The sequence below is a fragment of the Flavobacterium sp. SLB02 genome, from assembly GCF_009664855.1.
GTDB lineage: Bacteria > Bacteroidota > Bacteroidia > Flavobacteriales > Flavobacteriaceae > Flavobacterium.
Map to the genome: position 1 here is coordinate 3906707 of NZ_CP045928.1, position 23979 is coordinate 3930685.

Consider the following 23979-nt stretch of genomic DNA (forward strand, 5'->3'; position numbering starts at 1 on the left):
AATTAACTATGAAAAAAGCCCTACTCTTACTCTTTTTGAGCGTTTTTTTAACAAAAACATATGCTCAGGATTATTTCCCTATTAATGAAAGTGTGCAAAACAAAAACAAAAATTACACTGTTTTTACAAATGCCACCATTTATGTTACGCCAACTCAAAAAATCGAAAAAGGAACTTTACTTGTTCAGGATGGTAAAGTTGTTGCAGTTGGCAATACTGTCACCATTCCTAAAAACAGTATTACGATCGATCTTGAAGGAAAAACAATTTATCCTTCCTTTATTGATATCTACACAAGTTTTGGAATTGAAAAACCAAAAAGCAATTTAGGCCGTTTCCGCGATCCTTTGTATGATACAAAAAGAGTGGGTTATTATTGGAATGAAAGCGTTAGACCAGAAGTAAACACTTATGAGACTTTTAAGTACGACCAGCCTAAAGCCGAAGAATTACTAAAAGCTGGCTTTGGAGTTGTTGGAACGCATATTGCTGACGGAATTGCTCAGGGAACCGGAATTTTGGTTGCCCTGAATAATACTGAAAACAGTAAACAAATTATTGCCAGTAAAATTACCAATCACCTTGCTTTTTCGAGAAGCGTTCTAACAAATCAGGCTTATCCGAGTTCATTAATGGGTATGATGGCTTTGCTGCGTCAAATGTATCTGGATCTGGATTGGTACAAAAAAGGAAATTCTGATACTAAAGATTTATCACTAGAAGCTTTGGCAAATAACGAAAAGCTGGTTCAAATCTTTACTACAGAAGACAAATTAAATAGTTTGAGAGCGGCTAAAATTGCTAAGGAATTTGGTTTAAACTATATTCTAAAAGGCAGTGGAAATGAGTTTGAAAGAATCGACGAAATCAAAAATACGAATGCTAAATTTATCATTCCGGTAAGTTTTCCCGAAGCTTATGATGTTTCAAATCCATATTTATCCAATCAAATCGAATTGAACGATATGCGTTTTTGGAATCAGGCGCCATCAAACCTAAAAATATTATCTGATAATGGTGTTGTTTTTGCCCTTACGACAGACAAACTAAAAAAGACCGAAGACTTTAAACCTAATTTATTAAAAGCCATTAAATATGGTTTTGATAAAACAAAAGCTTTAGAAGCCCTCACTACAATTCCGGCTGCAATTCTTGGAAAAAGCAATGAAATTGGAAGTTTAAAAACCGGAAGTTATGCCAATTTTGTCATTACCTCAGGTGAAATCTTTGACGAAAAAACAGTTTTATACGAAAACTGGGTTCAGGGAACTAAATATGTTGTAAATGATATTAATTCAAAAGACATTCGCGGCAACTACAATTTAACGGTTGGAAAAGATACTTACAAATGGAAAATTGAAGGAACTGCTAATGCTCCAAAATCTGAAATAACTACTCTTGACGATAAAAAAGTAAACAGCACTTTTGCAGTTTCTAAAAATTGGATTTCCCTTTTGATCAAACCTGCAGATACTATCAAAGCTAACTTTACCCGTTTGACAGGATTTATAGAAAAACCGGAAAGTTTATCGGGAAAAGCGGTTTTTGCAAACGGAGATGAACTAGTTTGGACAGCTTTAAAAACAAGTGCATTTGTTGCTGTAAAAGATACTGTAAAACCAGAAAAACCAAATCCTGTTCTACCTTTAACTTACCCGAACGTGGCCTTTGGTGATGCTAAAAAACTAACGGCTCAGACCTTATTGTTTAAAAATGCTACGGTTTGGACAAATGAAAAAGAAGGTGTTTTAACCCAAACGGATGTTTTAATTAAAAACGGAAAAATTGCTGCTGTTGGTAAAAATCTTTCAGATGCATCTGCTAGTGTTATTGATGCCAAAGGCAAACATATTACCAGCGGAATTATCGATGAGCACTCGCATATCGCTATATCTAAGGGTGTAAACGAAATGGGGCACAACTCTACTGCCGAAGTTACAATTCAGGATGTTGTGAATTCTGAAGATATTAATATTTACAGGGATCTTGCCGGAGGGGTAACCATCTCTCAATTGTTACACGGATCTGCAAACCCTATTGGCGGACGTTCTGCAATTGTAAAATGGAAATGGGGAGCTTCTCCAGACGAAATGTTATACAAAAACCAACCCAAGTTTATCAAATTTGCTTTGGGAGAAAACGTAAAACAAGCCAATTGGGGAATTGATAATCCTACTCGTTTTCCTCAGACCAGAATGGGTGTTGAACAGGTTTTTACCGATTATTTTCAACGTGCAAAAGAATATGACGAAAGCTGGAAAAAATTCAACGCCGGATCGAAAAAAGGAAAAGCGCCAAGAGTTGATTTAGAACTACAGACTATTGCTGAAATTATCAATAAAGAACGTTTTATTACCTGTCACTCTTATGTAGAATCAGAGATTTTGATGCTTATGAATGTTACAGAGAAATTCAATTTTAAAGTAAACACTTTTACCCATATTCTTGAAGGTTATAAAGTAGCTGATAAAATGAAAGAACACGGAGTTGGAGCTTCGACTTTCTCTGACTGGTGGGCATATAAATTTGAAGTAAATGATGCAATTCCGTTCAACGGGCCAATTATGCACAACCAAGGATTGGTCGTAGCCTATAACTCTGATGATGCCGAAATGTCCAGAAGATTGAATCAGGAAGCTGCAAAAGCAGTAAAATACGGAAATATTTCCGAGGAAGATGCCTGGAAATTTGTAACGCTGAATCCTGCCAAATTATTACATATTGATGATAAAGTAGGAAGCCTTAAAGTAGGTAAAGATGCTGATGTTGTATTATGGAGCGAGAATCCTTTATCTATTTATGCTAAAGCCGAAAAAACAATTATTGAAGGTGTTGTTTATTTTGATATTGAAAAAGATGCCCAAAAACAATTGGCTATTACCAAAGAAAGAAGCTTGCTCATTGGGCAAATGCTACAAGAAAAAAACAAAGGCATGAGCACGCAACAACCTACAAAAAAGGAAAAAACAGAATATCACTGTGATACTTTAGAACAATAATTAAGGTGTTATAATTCGAAAAGATTAAAAAAAGACAATATGATACATAAAAACATCTATATAATGCTGCTCGCAGTTTGCGCTTCGGTACAAATAAAAGCACAACAAATACCGGCACCAAAACAAACCAAATCGGTTTTAATTTTAAATGCCACTGCACATTTAGGCAACGGAACTGTTATTGAAAATAGTGCAATTGGTTTTAAGGATGGGAAAATTACCTTAGTGGCCGATGCAACAACCATAAGACTTGCTGCCAATGCTTATGACACTACTATTGATGCCAGGGGAAAACATGTTTACCCGGGATTCATAGTTCCAAATGCAACACTGGGCTTGGTAGAAATTGACGCTGTAAAATCATCAGACGATCAGGAAGAAATTGGTAGTTTTAACCCAAATGTGAGAAGTATTATTGCTTATAATTCAGAATCGAAAGTAGTAGAAACCGTTCGTCCAAATGGTATTTTAATTGCTCAGATTACACCACGTGGAGGAAGAATTTCAGGAACTTCTTCAGTAGTACAATTGGATGCATGGAGCTGGCAGGATGCAATCTTAAAAGAAAACGATGGAATTCATCTTAATTTTCCATCGAACTTTAAAAGATCAGGATCATGGTTTGAACCCGGAATAATCGAGGCAAATAAAGATTACCCTAAACAGGTTGAAGAAATCGCTGCGTTTCTAATCAATTCAAAAGCATACAATCAGGCTCCTTCCAAAGAAAGAAATGTAGTTTTAGAAGCTACAAAAGGTATTTTTGACGGAACTCAAACCCTTTATATTCACGCCGACGAAGAAAAACAGATTGTAGATGCAATACAATTGGCCGTTGACAACCAGATCAAAAAGATTGTTATCGTTGGAGGATTCGAAGCTTATAAATCAGCAGATGTATTGCAAAAATACAATGTTGGTGTTTTACTAAGACGTGTTCACGATATGCCAACAAGTGACGACCAGGATGTAAATCTTCCCTACAAAATGGCTAAAATACTAACTGATAAAGCTATTGTGGTAGGCCTTGAAAACAGCGGCGATCACGAACGTATGAGTGTAAGAAACCTTCCGTTCCTTGCCGGAACCTGTGCAGCTTTTGGTCTTGACAAAGAAAAAGCACTACAGCTTATTACTTCAAATACAGCAAAATTATTAGGTATCGATGCTACTTGCGGTACACTGGAAACAGGCAAAGATGCCACGTTATTTATCTCTGAAGGTGATGCACTGGATATGAGAACAAATAAATTAACGAGCGCCTTTATTCAGGGAAGATCAATTAATTTAGAAACTTTTCAAACCAAACTCAGCGATAAATTCAAAGCGAAATACAACCAGAAATAAGTAAATTCTTTTCTATAAAAAAGGCATCATTTGAGAAATTCATTTGATGTCTTTTTTATTTAAAATTATCACCATTCTGATCAAATCTTTAAATAGTTGGACATAATTACTCTTAAATTTAAAATTATTCTTTCATTTTTCTGTTAACAAAAGCTTCTCAGAGGCAAATTTTGATGTTTCTCATTAATAAATTACAAATTTTAAGTTCATTTTAACAAATACACGCAAAATACAGGGGGTTAAATTCTAAAATTAACAAAAATTAAACATCTGACTCTATTTTTTATAGGGGTGTCAATTGATTTTATACTTTTATAAAAAATTTAAAACTAAATAACTATGCGAAAAATTATTTTAAGTGTGATCCTTATCACTATTTTGGTACTAACCTTTATATCCAACTTTATCCTGTCTGATAATCCTATTCCGGCAGAGGCTGTAAAGTTTGACACAGGAGATACAGCTTGGATGATCGTAGCAACTGCATTTGTATTGCTTATGACACCAGGACTAGGATTTTTCTACGGAGGAATGGTAGGTAAGAAAAACGTTATCAGTACAATGCTTCAAAGTTTCATGGCAATGGTAATTGTTACTATTTTATGGGTTGTTGTTGCTTTCGGATTGGCTTTTGGTCCTACTATTGGAGGAATCATCGGAAATCCATCTACTAATTTATTCTTTGAAGGTGTTGGCACTAACACTGCATGGAGTCTTGCCCCAACTATTCCCTTTATGTTATTTGCATTGTTTCAGGCAAAATTTGCCATCATCACACCTGCATTAATCACTGGTGCATTTGCAGAGCGTGTACGTTTCTGGGCATACTTATTATTCATGGTTTTATTTATCTTACTTATATATGCTCCTTTAGCACACATGACCTGGCATCCTGATGGAGTTTTCTTTAAAATGGGAGTATTAGACTTCGCCGGAGGAACAGTTGTGCATATGAGTGCTGGCTGGGCTGCATTGGCCGGAGCAATCTTCTTAGGAAAAAGAAAAATTCAAAAAGTGAATCCTGCCAGAATTACTTATGTATTATTAGGTACAGGTTTACTTTGGTTCGGATGGTTTGGTTTCAACGCAGGTTCTGCACTTGGAGCAAACGGCTTGGCTGTACAGGCTTTAGGAACTACAACTGTTGCAGCTGCTGCAGCTGCTATGGCATGGGTTTTCCTTGATAAAATCATCGGACATAAATTATCTGCACTTGGTGCATGTATCGGAGCTGTGGTAGGCCTTGTTGCTATTACACCTGCCGCAGGTTTCGTTAGTATTCCTCACGCAATTTTCATCGGAGCTTTCTCTGCAATTGTTAGTAACCTAGTAGTGAGTAAATTCCCTAAAGGTAAAATTGATGATGCATTAGATGTTTTTGCTTGCCACGGTGTTGGTGGTATGGTAGGAATGCTATTAACAGGAGTTTTTGCTTCTAAAGCAATTAATCCTGCTGTTGGAGATAATCAAGGTTTGATTTTCGGAACTCCAACTTTATTCATCAACCAGTTAACTGCTCTGGTAATCGTTTCAATCTTCGCTTTCGTAGGTTCTTACATCTTGTTCTTTGTTGTAAATAAAATTACACCTCTAAGAGTTACTGAAGAAAAAGAAGAATTAGGATTAGACATCTCTCAACACGGAGAATTTTTATAAAAAAACAAACCAAAACCAAAACCTAGCCAAAATTGAAAAAGCACTCTGAGTCTGACTTAGAGTGCTTTTTGCTTTTAAGCATTTCTTTAGATTAAGGAGATAGAAGAAAGAAAATTGAACATAGATTGTAGAATGTATATCTGCGATTGTGGATTTACAGTATACATAAAAAAGCACTCTAAGTTTTTTTACCCAGAGTGCTTTTTATTTTGAATTAATTCAACCTTGTCATTATAATTTCAGATCTATCTTCTATATTCTAAAAAACAAATTCTATTTAAAATTCCCAATTCCTTCTTTGAGCCAATGCAAATATTCATCAGCATTTACATAACTAATAGTTGGCTTTGAAGTGTTTAAATTCTTGCCTTCTAAATCAGTGATAATGTATAATGGCTGTGTATTGGTTTTATATTTTGAGATCATAAAATCAGTCCATTTATCACCAACAGTAATGATTTTATCTCCGGATGTTGTTACAAATTGTTCTTCTTTTGGCAACTCGCGTTTATCATCTACATAAAGGGAGATCAAAACAACATCATTTTTAAGAATAGGTAAAATAGTTGGCTCAGACCAAACATTGTTTTCCATTTTTCTACAATTCACACAAGCATAGCCGGTGAAATCAAGCATAATTGGTTTGTTGATTGATTTTGCATAAGCCAGTCCATCTTCATAATCATGGAAAACCATAATGCCATGCGGTCCTAATTCAGCCCCATCAGGCAATCCTTTTATAGACTCGGCAGTTCCGCCTGAATTACCAGAACCTCCTACTCCAAACGGACTTTCGCTATATTGCGGTGGTGGTGGGAAAGCGCTGATCAATTTTAATGGTGCTCCCCAAAGACCCGGAATTAAATATACTGTAAATACTAATGTAAGTAATCCTAAATACAATCTTCCAACCGAAATATGTTGTAGGGGACTATCGTGAGGCAAAGTAATTTTTCCAAATAAATATAAAGTCAAGGCTGCAAAAATGGCAATCCAGATTGCGATAAAAACTTCCCTTTCTAATAAATGCAACTGCAAAACTAAATCGGCATTTGATAAAAATTTAAATGCTAAGGCCAATTCTAAGAATCCTAAAACTACTTTTACAGTATTGAGCCATCCGCCGGATTTTGGCAGAGAATTCAACCAACCCGGAAACATTGCAAACAACATAAAGGGTAAAGCCAATGCTAAAGAAAATCCTAACATTCCGATCACCGGAGCAATTCCTCCATTTGAAGCTGCTTCAACCAGTAATGTCCCTACAATTGGTCCTGTACAAGAAAATGATACAATTGCCAAGGCCAAAGCCATAAACAATATTCCGATTATTCCACCTCTGTCTGCTTGCTGATCTACTTTATTTCCCCATGAATTTGGCAGCATAATTTCGAAAGCTCCCAAAAACGAAGTAGCAAAAATGATCAATATAATAAAGAAGATTAAGTTAAACCAAACATCAGTAGATAAAGCATTTAATGCATCTGCACCAAATATTTTAGTTACAATTAATCCTAAAATAACATAAATAGCAATAATGGAAAGTCCGTAAAAAATAGCGTTTCTGATTCCCTTTGCCCTGCTTTTACTTTGTTTGGTAAAAAAACTTACCGTCATTGGAATCATTGGGAAAACACAAGGTGTGAGCAAGGCTGCAAATCCTGATATAAAAGCAATAAAAAAGATAGACCATAAACTTCTTGCCGGAGCTGGCCCGGGAACATCTTCTTTGGCAGAAGAAGCATCATCAACAGCCACTTTAGCAGTTTCGGTTTTCTGCGGTTCAATTGTTGGTTTTACTGTATCAACAGCTAGACCTTCTACTTTAGTTTCATCTTTTTTTACTTCTGCCACACTGGCAACTGCATCCATTTTAAATGTTGATGGAATTGCAATGGAGAATTTTTTATTGGAATTGATACAAACTTCTTTACAAACCTGAAAATCAAACTCAACATCAACGGTTTTTAAATTCGGATTTATGATGGTGATTTCCTGTTCGATATGTGCCTTACCTTCAAAGAAAGTTTCGTTTACGCCAAAAACATCATTAAATGCTGTTCTTGTTTTACCTTCTTTAGCCTTGCCAACTAAAGTATAGTTCCCTTTTTGATTTTTAAATGCAATCTCCAGCGCAAGAGGCCCACCCTCCGGCGTGAATTGCGAATACATATGCCAGTCTTTTTCAATTGTTCCATCAAAAATTAAAACGGCGTTATTTCCTGATTTTTTTTCAATTTTAGAAGTCCATTTTACCGGTTCCAGGATTTGCGCATTTCCTTTTGCAAAAGCAAAAAACAGGAAAAATATGATGATTTTATTCCAAACACTTTTCGACATTATCGTTTGATGGTATTGATTAAAGTTCATTATCTAATTCTATTTTAAGTATTTTATTTGTGGCATTTTCAATTTTAAAACGTTCATCCTGTCTGATTCCAACAACCCATACAATCTGATTATCTGAAGACAAAATCCACGTTTTTTCTTTTTCGATCAGCGATAATTTCTCATCTTTAAAAAGCTTACTTACTTTTTTCGACTTTCCGTTCATCCCAAAAGGTTGAAAAATATCTCCCTGATTCCATTTACGTAAAACAAGAGGAAACTGGATTTTTTCAGCGTCCACAAAGATAGCTTTATTTGAATCTATTGTTATGTGACTAACGTTACAAAGCTTTAATTTTAAGGGAAAATTAACTTCTTTATCGTTTGCAAAAATTTCAAATTCTTCCTTTTCTGACATTTCAGAAATAGGTGATAAAATCAACGTATCTCTGTTTTTTAGTAAGCGAAATTCTGCCGAAAGCACTTGTTTTCCGGATTGCCCATCAACCAAATCATAAATATCATTCCAGGCCAAAAAACCAAATTCGTTCAGCCACTGGTATAAATACGATTTATAATTGGGTAATTTTTTAAGCTGATTTAGATCAAAATGAATATCGTCACCCTGCTCTTTGGCAATTTGCTGATAAATCATAATCGAAGCATCTTCAACCATTTCCTGCGACTGCTGCAAATAGGATTGTGTTTTCTGAAAAGCATTCAAAAAATTAGGGTTGATTTCCTTCAGTATCGGCACCAAATCGTGGCGAATCTTATTTCGAAGATATTTATTTGATGCATTACTACTGTCTTCCCGCCATTCTATATTATTATCTTCAGCATATTTCAGGATCTCTTCTCTGGAAAAAGGCAAAAGGGGACGAATAATACGATCGTTTTGTTCGGGAATTCCGGTTAAGCCTTCTAATCCTGTGCCGCGGGTAAGATTAATAATAAAGGTTTCCAGATTATCATCGGCATGATGTGCCGTTAAGATATAATCGAAATTCTCTTTTTCTAAAAGTTCATAGAACCAACTGTAACGCAATTCACGTGCTGCAACTTGTGTCGACAATTTATAATCTTTAGCAAAAGCCTCGGTATCAAACTGTGTGGTATAAATAGGAATATTGTTCTGATCACAATAGGCCTGAATAAAACTCTGATCGCCAAAACTTTCTAATCCGCGAAGCTGAAAATTGCAATGTAAAACCGCAATTTCATACGGCAATTGCTTGAGTAAATACAATAAAACCATACTATCCAATCCTCCGCTAACGGCAAGAAAAAGTTTTTTATCTCCCAGAAATGGAAATCTTGAAATGATATGATTTTGAAATTTTGAAAACATTCGATAAATGTAAAAAATTAAATTCGATCTATTTTTAAATGAATTGTTAAGCGTATGTTTTTTGCCACGAATTGCATGAATTAGTACGAATTATTTCTTTTCTGCCACACATCAAAAAGATTAGCACAGATTCTCTATATGGACTCAAGCAGATTTAAAAAGATTTAATAGCAGATTAATTTTACAAAAATCTAAATTAAACCTGTTTTGATCTGCTCCCAATAGTTATGGACTGCATGAAAAAAAATCATTTTAATCCTTTAATCTCTGGCTAACTTTTACTTCAAAACTTCGTGCATCGCTTTCGCCTTCAACAAACATTCTTCGTATTCGTTTTCCGGAATTGATTGTGCTGTAATGGCACTTCCCACAGAAAATGAAACGTATTTATTTTCCTGGTTGTACAAAATACTTCTAATTACAACATTAAAATCAAAATCGCCTTCAGGGGTAAAATACCCTATCGATCCGCTATACAAACCTCGTTTGGTTTCTTCGAGATTTTCAATAATATTCATAACCGAAATCTTTGGAGCGCCCGTCATACTTCCCATTGGAAAAGTAGTTCTTAAAACATCTATTGGCGAATATTGAGGATCTAGTTTTGAAGTTATCGTGGAAATCATTTGATGCACTTGCAAAAACGAATAGATTTTACAAAGTTCTACCACCTCAACGGAGCCTCTTTGAGCTGTGTGTGATAGATCATTGCGCACTAAATCTGTAATCATGATATTCTCGGCACGCTCTTTTGAGTCTGACTCCAGAAACTGTTTTGATCTTTCGTCTTGGACAGGATCTGTAAATCGTTTCGAGGTTCCTTTTATGGGTTGGGAAATCAAGGTATCTCCTACTCGTTTTAAATATCTTTCAGGCGAGGCAGAAAGTAAAAATTGTTTGTAATTTTTAAAGAAAACCGAAAATGGCGCCTGTGATATTTTATTTAGTTTCTGAAATTTTTCAAGCGGATTTATAATCGCGTTTTCAGCATAAAATTCCATACAAAAATTCGCTTCGTACATATCTCCCTTATGAATATGGTCGAGCATTTTTGTTACTTTTTCGACATAAGATTCTTTTGAAATTCTTTGTTTCACTTCACCGCCCGTTTCAACTCCGCTTAGGGTGATAAAAGAATCATTTTGAGTTTGAACAATTTCTTGAAAATCATCTTCAAGCTCATCATCACAAAGTAATAAATATTGAATTTCAAGCTGATTTCCTTTCAATAAAAAAATCTTTTTGGGTTGAAAGAAAAACAGATCCGGAAAATTTAAACCATCAAAATTGGAAGATTTTAACTCTTCAAGATCATTCTTTAAATCATAGGTAAGATAACCAAAAAGCCAGTCTTTGGTCGTTTGCTGATATTGTTTTAAATCGTCGAAAGCGTTATGAAAATCGGTTTTTAAAGACGTAAAAGCATCCACAGCCAACACGCAATCAAAACTGGAATATTCTTGCGGATAAGAATTGCTATCCAAAAAAACTACTTCGCGAAATTGTTGCGACCAGCTTAAAAGTTGTTGTTTAAAGTGCCCTGGATTTGAAATATGTTTATGAATGGAAACTCTCAAAAAAGTATAATTTTTAGATTTCAAAATTACGACAAAAAAAATCCTTCGATAAAATAATACTCAAAAATTATTGGCACACTTTTTAGTACACCGAATTAAGACTTATTAACTAAACAGATTTTTAACATAAAATCAAAATTAATAATTCTAAAAAACATTATTTATTAATCAAATTTTAAAACCTTTATGAAAACAATTGCAAAATTATCATTGACCTCTGTAGTAATCATTGCATTACTATTTTCTTGTAAGAAAGCTGATAACTCTTCGTATGGAGAATCAGCCGATATGAGCGTTTCAGCAGATAGCACTGCTGTTTCATCGTCGGCAGCGGTAGTCGATAAAAACAGTAAGCAAAAATTTATTCGAACTGCCGATATTAAATTCAAGGTAAAGAATGTCGTCAAGTCTACCTATGCAATTGAAAACGCAACTCAAAAATTTGGAGGTTTTGTAACTTATACCAATTTACAAAGTAATATTCACGATCAGATTAAAACCAAAATCAGTCAGGATAGTACCCTTGAAACCACCAAATACACGGTCGAGAATAACATTACGATTCGCGTTCCTAACACCCAGCTTGATACTGTTATAAAAACTATTGCCAAACAAATTGATTTTCTTGACTTTAGAGTCATCAAAGCCGATGATGTGTCGTTGAAATTATTATCGAATCAGCTTTCGCAAAAAAGAAGCGCTTCAACCGAAAAAAGAGTTGAAAATGCAATTGATGCTAAAGGCAAAAAACTAAATGATGTTATTGAAGCCGAAAATACCCTGGCCAACCAAAAAGAAGCTAGCGATAGCAGAATTATTGATAATTTATCTCTAAAAGATCAGGTTAATTTTAGCACTATTACTTTGCAGCTTTATCAAAATGAAACCATTAGACAAGAGACAATGGCAAGTGAGAAAAACAGCAATGCTTACAAGCCAAATTTAGGCCTGCAGATTCTTGATTCGCTTAAAAATGGCTGGTATATTCTCGAATCAGTTTTTGTTTTCTTAATTAATCTTTGGCCATTTATTTTAATTGGTTTAGGCGGATTTTTTCTTTACAAAAAATACGCAAAGAAATAAGAAAAGTGTTAATAAATTAGCGATTTGATAATGAAAAATTCGCTATATTTGATATAGCATTAAATTAAATACAATTTACAGTTATAATGATTATTGAATCCTCAATAAAATAACAATAAAAACAGATTTTCATTTTATTAGGGAATTCAGATTTAAGATGTTTATCAGCAATTAAATTATATATTTTAACCTTATTAAATCTAGTATTATGAAAATCGCTACCATTATTGTCCGCGTTTTAATTGGTCTTTTGTTGCTTTTTGCTTCGATAAGTTATTTCTTTCATCTGGCACCTGAACCGGAAACAACAGGAAACTTTAAAGCTTTTAATGTTGGTTTAATCGCCTCAACCTATATTATGCCTTTAGCAAAGTCGATTGAATTGCTTTGCGGAATTGCTTTTGTAACGGGGCGTTATGTAACACTGGCCAATATTTTGATCTTACCCATTACGGTAAACATTTTGTTTATCAATTATTTTTTAGCCCCTGAGGGTTTACCAATTGCGGTTTTATTGTTCCTGGCTAACTTATTTTTGATCTACAGATATTGGGATAATTATAAATCAGTTTTTACCAGATAATCCAGTTTACTTTTAAAACAAACAAACCCGATACTTTTTTGAGTACCGGGTTTCTTATTTAATAAAGACTCAACGTTATAATCTCTATTAATTTGTCTTATTGTGTTCTGTCCAAACCAGATCAGTGACCTTATAACCAATTTCCTGAGCCTTGATAAGGTAATCCGCTTTTATACTCTCTGGCATAGTGGTTTCTCGAGAGAGTATCCACATGTATTTTAAGTTTTCACCTGCAACAAGTGCGTACTTGTAATTTTCATCAACAGCAATTACATTATATCCTGCATAAAAAGGACCAAAAAATGAGACCTTAAGCATACCAATATTGTCTTTTTTGACAAACTTGGCCTTTCCTATGCTTTCTTCCCATTTGTCTTTTTTGACATTATAGCCCTTATTATCTACTCTTATCGTTCCGTTATCGTTTAGAGAATATTCCGCCGTGACGTTGTTCAGATCTTTTTCATACTTAAAATCCAGCCTGGCTATTTCGTACCATTTTCCTAAATATTTCGATTTATCAAAATTAGTTACTGCTTTTGCCTTTTGCGGAATTGTTGCTCCACAGGAATAAAGTGCAAGTGCTACTCCTGCCCCCAGGATAACCGGAGCTATATATCTATTTCTCATAACATTATCTTTTAGACCTGTAAAGATAAGCCGAAATCAAAACAATTGTTTTACAGAATTATAATTGCTTTTTACATTTTTACAAACCTTTAAATAAATCTATCATAAAACAAAACCGCCAGTTCCCAAGAAGCTGGCGGTTTAAATATAATTTAACGCAGATTATACGTGTAAAGCTCTATTATCTGTAGCGGCCAATGCTGCTTCTTTTACTGCTTCGGCAAAAGTTGGATGCGCATGGCTCATTCTTGAAATATCTTCAGCAGAAGCTTTGAACTCCATTGCTGTAACTGCCTCAGCAATTAAATCTGCTGTACGCGCTCCAATCATGTGAACTCCCAAAACCTCATCTGTTTTAGCATCAGCGATGATTTTCACAAATCCGTCAAGATCTCCACTTGCTCTTGCACGACCTAATGCTTTGAAAGGAAAACTTCCTACCTTGTATTCAGTTCCTGAAGCTTTAACCTGCTCTTCAGTTTGTCCAACTGCAGCAACTTCCGGCCAAGTGTATACTACACCAGGAATTAAGTTATAATCGATATGTGGTTTTTGACCCGCTAAGATTTCAGCAACCATAGTTCCTTCTTCTTCTGCTTTATGTGCCAGCATTGCTCCACGAACAACATCGCCAATTGCATAAATATTTGGAACATTAGTCTGTAAATGATCGTTTACTTCTACTTGTCCTCTATCTGAAATTTTTACTCCTGCTTTATCAGCGTTTAATCCGTCTGTGTAAGGACGACGACCAACAGAAACTAATGAATAATCTCCTTCAAGAGTGATTGTTTCTCCTTTTGCATTTTCAGCCTGAACAACAACCGCATCACCGTTTCTTTCCACTGATTTTACCTTGTGAGAAACATAGAATTTCATTCCTTGTTTTTTCAATACCTTAGTCAATTCTTTAGACAATGAACTATCCATTCCAGGAATGATTCTGTCCATGAACTCCACTACAGAAACCTGAGCCCCTAAACGAAGGTAAACTTGTCCTAGCTCGATTCCGATAACTCCACCACCAATGATTACTAAATGTTTTGGAACTTCTTTTAAAGCCAAAGCCTCAGTGGAGGTGATAATTCTTTCTTTGTCGATTTTGATAAATGGCAAAGAAGATGGTTTTGAACCTGTAGCAATTACAGCGTATTTAGTCTCGATAGTTTCTGATGTTCCGTCAGCTTTAGCAACTGCAATGTGCGTTGCGTCTACAAAAGAACCTAAACCATTGAAAACAGTGATTTTATTTTTATCCATCAAGTAGTTGATTCCACCTACGGTTTGATCTACAACGGCTTGTTTACGCGCGATCATTTTCTCTAAATTGATTTTTACATCACCGGAAACTTCAATTCCGTGATCTGCAAAATGTGCAATTTCGGCATAATGATGAGAAGAAGATAATAATGCTTTTGAAGGAATACAACCTACGTTAAGGCAGGTTCCCCCAAGAGAGTTATACTTTTCTACAATTGCTGTTTTGAAACCTAATTGTGCGCAACGAATTGCTGATACATATCCGCCAGGACCTGAACCTATAATGACTACGTCAAATGAACTCATAGTTTGTAAATTTTATTTTTAGCGATACAAAATTAAGCAATAAAGTTTTGTTTAAAGTTTAAATCTCAATGTTTTTTGCGTGAAATTTTGGGTTGAGAATTTGCCCGCAATGACGCCAAGATGCAAAAGTTTTTTTTGGATTGGACATTTTATCGTAAAGCTTACAAAGATCTGCAGAGGTTGGCAAAACTGAGTCTGGACTTTTTCTGCCAAAGTAAAGAACCCAAAGTAAAGCAAGATCAAACACGAAACAAAAACATTTGAGGCTTCTAAAACCCGATGATGGTAGAATTTTTTACCTCACTAATCATAAACATGCTTTGGGTACTTCCAATATGCTGTAAAGAGGTTAGTTTGGTGACCAGAAATTCCCTGTATTCTTCCATGTCTTTTACTAAGACTTTCAAAATATAATCGTAATCACCACTCACGTGGTGACATTCTAAAACTTCATGGAGTTTGATGACTTCACTTTCGAATTTGGTTAGAAATTCTTTGGTGTGCTGAATGAGTTTTAGATGACAGAAAACCACAAATCCTTTATCTATTTTGGTTTTATCTACTAATGCTACATAATTTTTTATTATACCTTCCCGCTCTAACTTTTTAATTCTTTCATAAACAGCCGTAACCGATAGATTGAGTTTTAAGGACAATTCTTTAGTTGTCTTTTTACTATCGCTTTGCAGTAAGACCAGGAGTTTTTTATCGGTGGGGTCTAATATCATAGTCTTTTTTTGCTTATCCTTTTTTTTGTGCAGGTGAAAGAAAATCTAATGAGTTATACTTTCCGAATCAAATTTAGATTAAAAATCTCTATAAATCTATATTTATAGTTTTAAAACCTAATTATAAGCTGTATAGTTGATTATTTTTCACAATAAACGTTATTTTGAATAGAATTTATTTTGAAAATAAGTGCTCCTGACCTGATAGAAGTGGAAATCATTTTGCGTGGGGCTTCCATGCAAAAGATTACTTTGCCGGTTCGCTGTTGCTCGCCCAGAACAGATACCAGGAAATAGGTCCTGAAAATTGCAATGATAATGATAAAAAACAATAAAATATCAACTCAACAAACTATTATGGAAAATTTTAACCCGGCAGACAAAATTCAGGATCTGCAATACTTTGGCGAATTTGGAGGGGTGAATCCTTCTATATCTGATTCTTCGACTTATACTTTTCTTTCGGCCAAAACCATGTTCGATACTTTTGAGGGGAATATGGAAGGATGTTATTTGTATTCTCGCCATTCCTCGCCGAGTAACTTATATCTGGATCAGGCTTTGGCAGCAATGGAAGGCACCGAAACGGCAAATGTTTCAGCCTCAGGGATGGGCGCGATCACCCCTACTCTATTACAGCTTTGTGGTGCGGGAGATCACATCGTATCGAGCAGAACAATTTATGGTGGGACGTATGCTTTTTTAAAGAATTTCACGCCTCGCTTCGGGATTGAAACGAGTTTTGTAGACATCACAAAACTCGATGTTGTAGAAGCTGCAATTAGTACAAAAACTAAAGTTTTGTATTGCGAGACTGTTAGTAATCCGTTACTCGAAGTGGCTGACATTGCCGGCTTGGCAAAGATTGCTAAAAAGCATAATTTGAAACTGGTGGTCGATAACACCTTCTCGCCATTGTCTGTTTCTCCTGCTAAATTAGGAGCGGATATTGTCATTCACAGTTTGACCAAATACATTAACGGAAGTAGCGATACAGTTGGTGGGGTGACTTGCGCATCAAAGGAATTTATCAATTCACTTAAAAATGTAAATTCCGGAGCAAGTATGCTTCTGGGACCAACTATGGATAGTTTACGATCGGCCTCTGTGATGAAAAATCTGCGCACCCTTCATATCCGTATCAAACAGCACAGTCATAACGCGCATGTTCTGGCGGATAAATTCGAAAAAGACGGACTTAAAACGGTTTATCCGGGATTAAAAAGTCATCCAAGCCATGAATTATACAAAACGATGATTAATCCCGAGTATGGTTTTGGAGGAATGATGACAATTGATGTTGGTACTTTGGCTAAAGCCAATGAATTAATGGAATTAATGCAAGCCAGAAACCTAGGTTATCTCGCGGTCAGTTTAGGTTTTTATAAAACACTATTCAGCGCGCCTGGAACCTCGACCTCTAGTGAGATTCCTCTAGAGGAACAACATGAAATGGGATTAACCGATGGCTTGATTCGTTTTTCAATTGGGCTGGATAACGATATTGAACGTACATATGAAATGATGAAGGCCTGTATGGTGGAGCTTGGGGTTTTATAGGGGGGATTTCGCAGAGATTTACCAAGATTATTTCATGTAGATTTTATTTAGTTAAAAAATCAAAAATTAAATTTGATTTAATCTGCATAATGCTGCGTGAAAAAAATATTTTTTAATCCATTATCGGCAATGAAAAATAAGAGCCGTTCTGAGAATTACTTTTCAGAACGGCTTTTTCTATTTGTACTTTACAAGCATCTATGCTTCTGCAGGAAAATTAAGTTTACTGTTTTTTCTACTGTAGGTAAAGTAAATCACAAGCCCGATGAGCAACCAGATGGTGAAATAAATCCAGTTCCAAACACTTAGCTCAGCCATCATGTAAAGACAACATATAAGCCCTAAAAGGGGAATTAAAGACAAGTTTTTTCTGAATGCCCAAACGGCTAATCCTACCAAAACAAATAAGAAAATCCACATTGGGATTTTGTGTTTAAATAAACTAAAACCTGATTCATACTTTAAAGAATCCTTAATGGGCAATCCTTTTACAACCTGAGCATATTTGGCATCGTTGTCCTGATACTGACTCAATAAATGTTCTAAATCGGTCGTTTTTGCAGTTTTATTATCTATATCGATACTTTGTAAATAATTGAAAACTTTTGCTGATTGTTCTTTATCCAAAGAGGTAATAATTGTGGTTGCGTCGTTTGTTTGCGCATCATTATTAATAAAAGCCATTGTAGCTTTACTGTTAAATGCGAAAGCATAATACAATCCGGCGATCATTAAAACAGGCAAAATAAATTTTGAATTGATATAAGGTGTTTTGAATTTACCTCTTGGAATCTCTGGTTTGTTTTGTAAAACCAAAACTCCTGCGCAAACCAGTACAAAGGCAAATAATGTCCCAATACTACATAAATCGGTAACCATGGTAAGATTCAAAAACAAGGCCGGTACTGCCACTACAAAACCAGTTACAATTGTTGCAAATGATGGTGTTTTGAATTTTGGGTGCACGGTAGAGAATTTCTTTGGCAATAAACCATCACGGCTCATACTCATCCAGATACGAGGCTGCCCCATCTGAAAAACCAAAAGAACGCTCGCCATAGCCACTACAGCACTAACGGCTATAATTCCTGACATCCATTTTAGGTTTAGTTTATCGAAAACAAACGCCAGAGGATCTCCAACATTTAATTCGTTATAGCGTACCATTCCGGTTAAAACCAGAGCAATAGCAATATATAAGATCGTACAAATAATGATCGCCCACATCATACCACGTGGTAAATCACGTTGCGGATTTTTACATTCTTCGGCAGTTGTTGAAATAGCATCAAAACCAATATAAGCAAAGAAAACAGCCGAAACTCCTTTTAAAACTCCACTTACTCCATTTGGCGCAAAAGGATCCCAATTGGCTGTATCTACATAAAACACACCAACGGCAATTACTAAAAGTACTATGCAAAGCTTTACAATCACCATTAAGTTACTCGCGTTACGAGATTCCTTCATACCTCTATAGACCAAGGCTGTAATTAAAACAATGATAAACAATGCTGGTAAATCAGCCACGAAATGAAAAGAACCAATAGTTGGCGCTGTTCTCCAGGCAGTATGGGCTGTCTGTAATGAAGCGCTTAAATTATCAAAAGATTTCCCGCTTTGCATCAGAGCTTCTGCATCTGTAAAACCAGTTGAAGCCGTGAGATAATCCATCTGTATCCATTGCGGGAGATGAATTCCCCCACTCTGGAGAAGTCCGGTAAAATAATCACTCCACGATATGGCGACCGTTATATTTCCCACGGCATATTCCATGATTAGAGCCCAGCCAATTATCCATGCGATTAATTCTCCAAAAGCAACATATGAGTAGGTATAGGCACTTCCTGAAACAGGAACCATTGAGGCGAATTCAGCGTATGCAAAAGCCGCAAAACTACAGGCCAACGCAGTAAATAAAAATAAAAAGATTACCGCCGGACCGCCATCTGCGCTGGCTTTTCCGATAGTACTAAAAATTCCTGCCCCTACAATAGCAGCAATCCCAAAAGCAGTTAGATCTTTGGTCGTTAAATGTTTTCCTAATGCATTATGACCGTCTGCTTCGTTTTTTGCAACTTGTTTCAGAATATCTTGTACCGTTTTTTTTCGGAATAAACCTGATAATGCCATATATGGTTTTGCTTTTAAAATTAATTTAACTCGGTCTTTGCGGTTTTATTTTGCAAATAATGCAAAAAATATCCTGATTTCAAATATATAAAACCATTTTGTTTTATTGTGAATTATTTTTTTGCCAGAGATTAGAATCATTTAGGGAGCATATTTTAATTAATTTAATCTGCTAACCTCTGGCAAAAGTTTTACATCTTGGGGAACTCTCTGCACTTAAACCTCTCACTTCAGAGAGCTTCTTAAAATACTTACCGGATGCTGCGCTTCCCTGCTTGTACCGTCAAAAATTTGATGGCGGCAGCTGGTTCCCGCCGCGGCGATTTTTACGTTTTGGCCAGTAGCGCGAACCTTAGGAAATAGCGTATCTTCTCCCATTTGCATACTGACCTTGTAATGTTCTTTTTCATAACCAAAGGATCCCGCCATTCCACAACATCCCGAATTGTAAATAGTAACTGTATTATTGGTTGGTAAATTCAGCATTGCGAAAGTGGCTTCAACAGAACTCAATGATTTCTGATGGCAATGTCCGTGAATTTTGATCTCTTTTTTTTCTTCTGAGAAAGAATCCGGTTTTATTTTTCCCTCGATGATTTCTTTTTTAAAGAATTCTTCAATCGTAAAGGCGCTTTGAGCAACTTTTTCAGCCGCTTCTTTATTATCTGCCAAACGTAAATATTCGTCTCTAAAAGTCAAAATTGCCGAAGGTTCTATCCCAATTAAAGGCGCTTTTGCCGAAATTAGATCTTTAAAAATATTGATATTGATATTGGCAATCTTCTTGGCTTCTTCCAGAAATCCTTTCGATAAATAGGTCCTTCCGCTTTCTTCATGGTTTACGACCAAAACTTGGTAACCTAATTTGGTCAATAGTTCGAAAGCATCAATCCCGATATTCACATCATAATAATTGGTAAATTCATCATTAAACAAGTACACTTGTCCATTAGGGAAATTATTTTGCTCTGGTTTATGATTCTCATACCATTTCTTGAAAGTCTTTCTCGCCAAAAGCGGTACTTGTCTTTGCGGCGCAATTCCCATGCTTTTCTTTACAAGGGACTGATTGGAAATGAAATTGGTAATCAAGGGAAACTTACTTCCCATTTTATTTAGTTTTGCGTTATGGGCAAAAATCTTATTTCGGGTCGAGAACCCGTTTGCTTTTTGGTATTGGTATAGAAATTCCGCCTTTAGGGTTGCCACATCCACATTACTGGGACATTCACTCGCACAGGCTTTACAGCTCACACACAACTCAAAAACTTCGTAAAGTTCTTTCTGGTCGAATTTATTTTCTTTCTCAGAATAGGTCAAATATTCACGCAAGGCATTGGCTCTGGCGCGCGTGGTTTCTTTTTCGTTTTTAGTGGCGCGATAACTAGGGCACATCGCTCCTCCTGCCGATGGCAATTTTCTGCAATCTCCCGATCCGTTGCATTTTTCGGCAGCACGCAAAATTCCTAAACTGTCTGAGAAATCCTGAAATGTTTTAATATCGGGCTCTACCCTTCCTGAAACCACACGATGGTTTTCATCCATTTTCAAGGCGTTTACAATCTTGCCAATATTGAAAACCGAATTCGGGTCAAAGGCCAATTTGATTCTTTTGAGCAATTCGTAATTAGTCTGACCAATCATAAAGGGAATAAATTCTCCGCGCACAATTCCATCCCCGTGTTCCCCACTCAACGAACCTCTGTATTTTTTGACCAAAATCGCCACATCGGTTGCAATGGTTCTAAAGAGTTTTAAGTCAGATGTTTTCTTCAAATTCAAAACCGGACGCAAATGCAGTTCTCCCGCTCCCGCGTGCGCGTAGTAAATGGCGCCTTGCCCGTGACGCAGCATCATGGCTGAAAACTCCGCAATATAAGCCGGTAAATCACTCAATTCAACTGCTGTATCTTCTATAGAATCAGCTGCTTTATCATCCCCCACAATACTTCCTAAAAGTCCAAGGCCGGCTTTTCTAAGTTCATTTACTTTTTCAATATCCGCGCCGTAAATCTTTACAAGGGCATAACCAAAGTTGTTTTTCTCTAAATCAGCCACCAAAGCATTGGCTTGCCTTTCGGCATCTTGCGGATCGTGCGAGGCCACTTCAAACATCATAATCGCTTTTGGTTCTCCAACTAAAAAGAATCTGTTCTTAATATGTTCGCGACTAGTTTTAGTACAATCTAAAATCGTATCATCAATCATCTCACAAGTATACAAATGATGCTTCATCGCTACCACAACAGATTCCAGCGACTGCTGAATACTATGATAATGCGCCACGACCATAATATTATTGGCTGGCGGTAAATCATCAACTTTCAAGGTAATTTCGGTTGTAAATACTAAAGTCCCTTCGCTTCCGCAAAGTAATTTCCCAACATTTATTGTCGGTTCTGTTCCTGCAAATAAATCCGATTTCAGTAAAATATCAACCGCGTAACCCGTATTTCGCCTGTGAATTTCCGGCTTTGGAAACTCTTTTATAATTTCGTCCTGCGTTGCTTTTAGAGAAAGTTCATCATAAAGACTTTTATATATTTTATTTTCTAAAGTATCACCTTTGGTTTTCTCGATAAATTCAGCCGAAGTCAGTTCATTAAAAACTACCTGAGATCCATCGCTCAAAAGCCCTTTGATCTCTACAATTTTATCGCGTGTAACACCATATCTGATCGATGTTGTCCCCGATGAATTATTCCCAACCATTCCCCCAATCATACAGCGGTTTGTAGTCGAAGTATTAGGACCAAAAAATACACCGTGAGGTTTCAGAAATAAATTCAGTTCATCGCGAATCACACCGGGCTGAACCGTAACTGTTTTTTTTATTGGGTCAAAATTCAGGATTTTGGTAAAGTTTTTCGAAACATCCACTACAATTCCCTCACCAACTGTTTGTCCGGCAAGCGAAGTTCCCGCCGTTCTTGGCGTAATGGATAGATGATGCTGGGCGGCAAACCTGATTAGTTTACTAATATCTTGAATCGTTTTAGGAACGGCAACAGCTTTGGGCCTTATACGGTATACCGAGGCATCGGTCGAATAAAGCGTTTTATGAAGATCATCATATAAAAGTGTGCCTTCGAGCGTACCGGCGAATTGCTCTAACTGAGATTGGGTCAACATGTAAATGGTGCGTTTTAAAAAAATATTTCCTCAAAAACTGAGACAACAAATATAAATATATAGCATGGTAAAATGGTACAAATTGGCAATTTAGTAATCACCTCCCTTGTATTTTATAAAATTAAAGCCTAATGCTGTAAAACGCCGAAATACCCAAATCACTAATTTTAAGATTTTACATTTTTACGCCTTTTACAATTATGGAAAATTTTCTGCAAGACGTCCTCAAACATTTAGAAACCTACTATTACAGCATTGTCGATTTAACTCCTAAATTTATTCTGGCCGTCGCCGTAATTCTGGTCTCCTGGTTTATCGCCACCCGCGTAGGTATTTTTGCCGGAAATCGACTCAAGGTACGAATGCACGACCGACTTTTGGCCACTTTTATTGCGCGCCTGATAAAATCTGTCCTTATTATTATTGGCGTTCTGATCATGTTCAAGATTATTGGTCTTGACGGAATCGCGCAAAGTATGCTTGCCGGCGCCGGAATCTCGGCTTTCGTGATTGGTTTTGCCCTTAAGGATATTGGCGAGAATTTCCTTGCCGGAATTCTGCTCGCCTTCAAACGACCGTTTTCTATTGGCGATATTATCGAAAGCAATGGGGTAAAAGGCGAAGTCATTAACCTAAACCTTCGCGATACCGAAGTTAAAAGCGACTCGAAAATCATTTATATACCCAACGCACTTTTAATAAAAAACACCCTTATCAATTACAACAGCGCCGGATTTCTCCTGCAGACTTTTACCGTAGGACTCGAATTTGGTTCTAATTATAATGAGGCCATCGCACTTGTAAAAGAAGTTCTAAAGCGCAACGACGAGGTAACCGACAAAGATCATAACGATTCGGCTATAATTACCGATGTCACCGCCGGCGTCGCTCAACTCAACATTCGCTACTGGGTAGAGACCGCCACCGCAACCAACAAAGCCGAAAACCGCTCCAAAATTATTTCTGAAGTGCTAAATGCTTTAAAAGAAAATGGATTTGTCTTGAAATAGTTTTTTTTTAAGGGCCGAAGGTTCAAAGTAGCAAAGGGACGGAGGTTTCTTCTCTACACGATTGTCATTCTGGGCGACGTCGAAGGCTTTTGAAAACAAAACTCAAACATCACCGAAAACGCAAAATTGGAATTTTAATTTTAGCTATTTCCTGCTATCCGTTCCACACAAGCGAAAGCGAACTGACAAAGTAATCTTTTGTATTGAACCCCATCACAAAAGGATTTCCACTTCTATCAAGGTTAGGGCTATTGGTTTTACAAGAAGTTTTGTTGTAAAATTAATTGACACGAAAT

The 23979-nt window shown here is 36.2% G+C and carries 15 protein-coding genes; 7 read left to right on the plus strand and 8 right to left on the minus strand.

Annotation, left to right across the window (positions count from 1 at the left end; translation table 11 throughout):
• Positions 1–8: 8 nt before the first annotated feature.
• The 3 genes from GIY83_RS14325 (at position 9) to GIY83_RS14335 (ending at position 6002) form a co-directional block, all read left to right on the plus strand.
• Positions 9–2999: an amidohydrolase family protein gene (locus GIY83_RS14325; RefSeq protein WP_208682013.1), complete on the plus strand. Its 2991-nt coding sequence runs from the start codon at positions 9–11 to the stop codon at positions 2997–2999.
• A 39-nt stretch (positions 3000–3038) separates the two neighbouring features.
• The gene (locus GIY83_RS14330) at positions 3039–4346 is read left to right on the plus strand and encodes an amidohydrolase family protein (RefSeq protein WP_208682015.1); all 1308 of its coding nucleotides are present in this window, start codon (positions 3039–3041) and stop codon (positions 4344–4346) included.
• Between the two features lie 339 nt (positions 4347–4685).
• The gene (locus tag GIY83_RS14335) at positions 4686–6002 is read left to right on the plus strand and encodes an ammonium transporter (protein WP_065448139.1); all 1317 of its coding nucleotides are present in this window, start codon (positions 4686–4688) and stop codon (positions 6000–6002) included.
• 273 nt (positions 6003–6275) lie between these two features.
• On the opposite strand, the gene GIY83_RS14340 is transcribed toward GIY83_RS14335, so the two are convergent.
• The 3 genes from GIY83_RS14340 to GIY83_RS14350 form a co-directional block, all read right to left on the minus strand.
• Positions 6276–8372 carry a thioredoxin family protein gene (locus GIY83_RS14340; RefSeq protein WP_208682017.1) on the minus strand — a complete coding sequence of 699 codons (2097 nt, stop codon included), beginning with the start codon at positions 8370–8372 and terminating at the stop codon, positions 6276–6278.
• The gene (gene tilS, locus GIY83_RS14345) at positions 8362–9681 is read right to left on the minus strand and encodes a tRNA lysidine(34) synthetase TilS (RefSeq protein ID WP_208682019.1); all 1320 of its coding nucleotides are present in this window, start codon (positions 9679–9681) and stop codon (positions 8362–8364) included. The genes GIY83_RS14340 and tilS overlap by 11 nt, the downstream gene beginning before the upstream one ends.
• A gap of 278 nt (positions 9682–9959) precedes the next feature.
• The gene (locus GIY83_RS14350) at positions 9960–11258 is read right to left on the minus strand and encodes an anthranilate synthase component I family protein (protein ID WP_194616365.1); all 1299 of its coding nucleotides are present in this window, start codon (positions 11256–11258) and stop codon (positions 9960–9962) included.
• Positions 11259–11444: 186 nt separating this feature from the next.
• On the opposite strand from GIY83_RS14350, the gene GIY83_RS14355 reads away from it, so the two are divergent.
• Positions 11445–12341: a DUF4349 domain-containing protein gene (locus GIY83_RS14355; protein ID WP_208682022.1), complete on the plus strand. Its 897-nt coding sequence runs from the start codon at positions 11445–11447 to the stop codon at positions 12339–12341.
• Between the two features lie 208 nt (positions 12342–12549).
• Entirely contained in the window at positions 12550–12924 is a 375-nt protein-coding gene (locus GIY83_RS14360; RefSeq protein ID WP_208682024.1) for a DoxX family membrane protein, read from the plus strand.
• A gap of 87 nt (positions 12925–13011) precedes the next feature.
• Here the strand turns inward: GIY83_RS14360 and GIY83_RS14365 are convergent, their stop codons facing one another.
• From GIY83_RS14365 to GIY83_RS14375, 3 genes are all read right to left on the minus strand, one after another.
• Positions 13012–13554 (minus strand): lipocalin family protein, encoded by a 543-nt coding sequence (locus tag GIY83_RS14365; RefSeq protein ID WP_208682026.1) that lies wholly within the window; start codon positions 13552–13554, stop codon positions 13012–13014.
• Positions 13555–13716: 162 nt separating this feature from the next.
• Positions 13717–15120 (minus strand): dihydrolipoyl dehydrogenase, encoded by a 1404-nt coding sequence (gene lpdA, locus GIY83_RS14370; RefSeq protein WP_072964517.1) that lies wholly within the window; start codon positions 15118–15120, stop codon positions 13717–13719.
• A 269-nt stretch (positions 15121–15389) separates the two neighbouring features.
• The gene (locus GIY83_RS14375; RefSeq protein WP_194616360.1) at positions 15390–15848 is read right to left on the minus strand and encodes an Lrp/AsnC family transcriptional regulator; all 459 of its coding nucleotides are present in this window, start codon (positions 15846–15848) and stop codon (positions 15390–15392) included.
• Between the two features lie 357 nt (positions 15849–16205).
• Between GIY83_RS14375 and GIY83_RS14380 the strand changes: the two genes are divergently transcribed.
• Positions 16206–17408, plus strand: a complete 1203-nt coding sequence (locus GIY83_RS14380) for an aminotransferase class I/II-fold pyridoxal phosphate-dependent enzyme (protein ID WP_194616359.1) — start codon at positions 16206–16208, stop codon at positions 17406–17408.
• A gap of 198 nt (positions 17409–17606) precedes the next feature.
• Here GIY83_RS14380 and GIY83_RS14385 read toward each other — a convergent pair whose 3' ends face one another.
• On the minus strand, positions 17607–19541 hold the full coding sequence (locus GIY83_RS14385; RefSeq protein ID WP_208682028.1) for an amino acid permease: 1935 nt from the start codon (positions 19539–19541) through the stop codon (positions 17607–17609).
• Positions 19542–19766: 225 nt separating this feature from the next.
• Positions 19767–22673 carry an FAD-binding and (Fe-S)-binding domain-containing protein gene (locus tag GIY83_RS14390; protein ID WP_208682030.1) on the minus strand — a complete coding sequence of 969 codons (2907 nt, stop codon included), beginning with the start codon at positions 22671–22673 and terminating at the stop codon, positions 19767–19769.
• A gap of 362 nt (positions 22674–23035) precedes the next feature.
• Between GIY83_RS14390 and GIY83_RS14395 the strand changes: the two genes are divergently transcribed.
• A complete protein-coding gene (locus GIY83_RS14395) occupies positions 23036–23683 on the plus strand; it encodes a mechanosensitive ion channel family protein (RefSeq protein WP_229029110.1) in 648 nt (215 codons plus the stop codon).
• Positions 23684–23979: the final 296 nt, after the last annotated feature.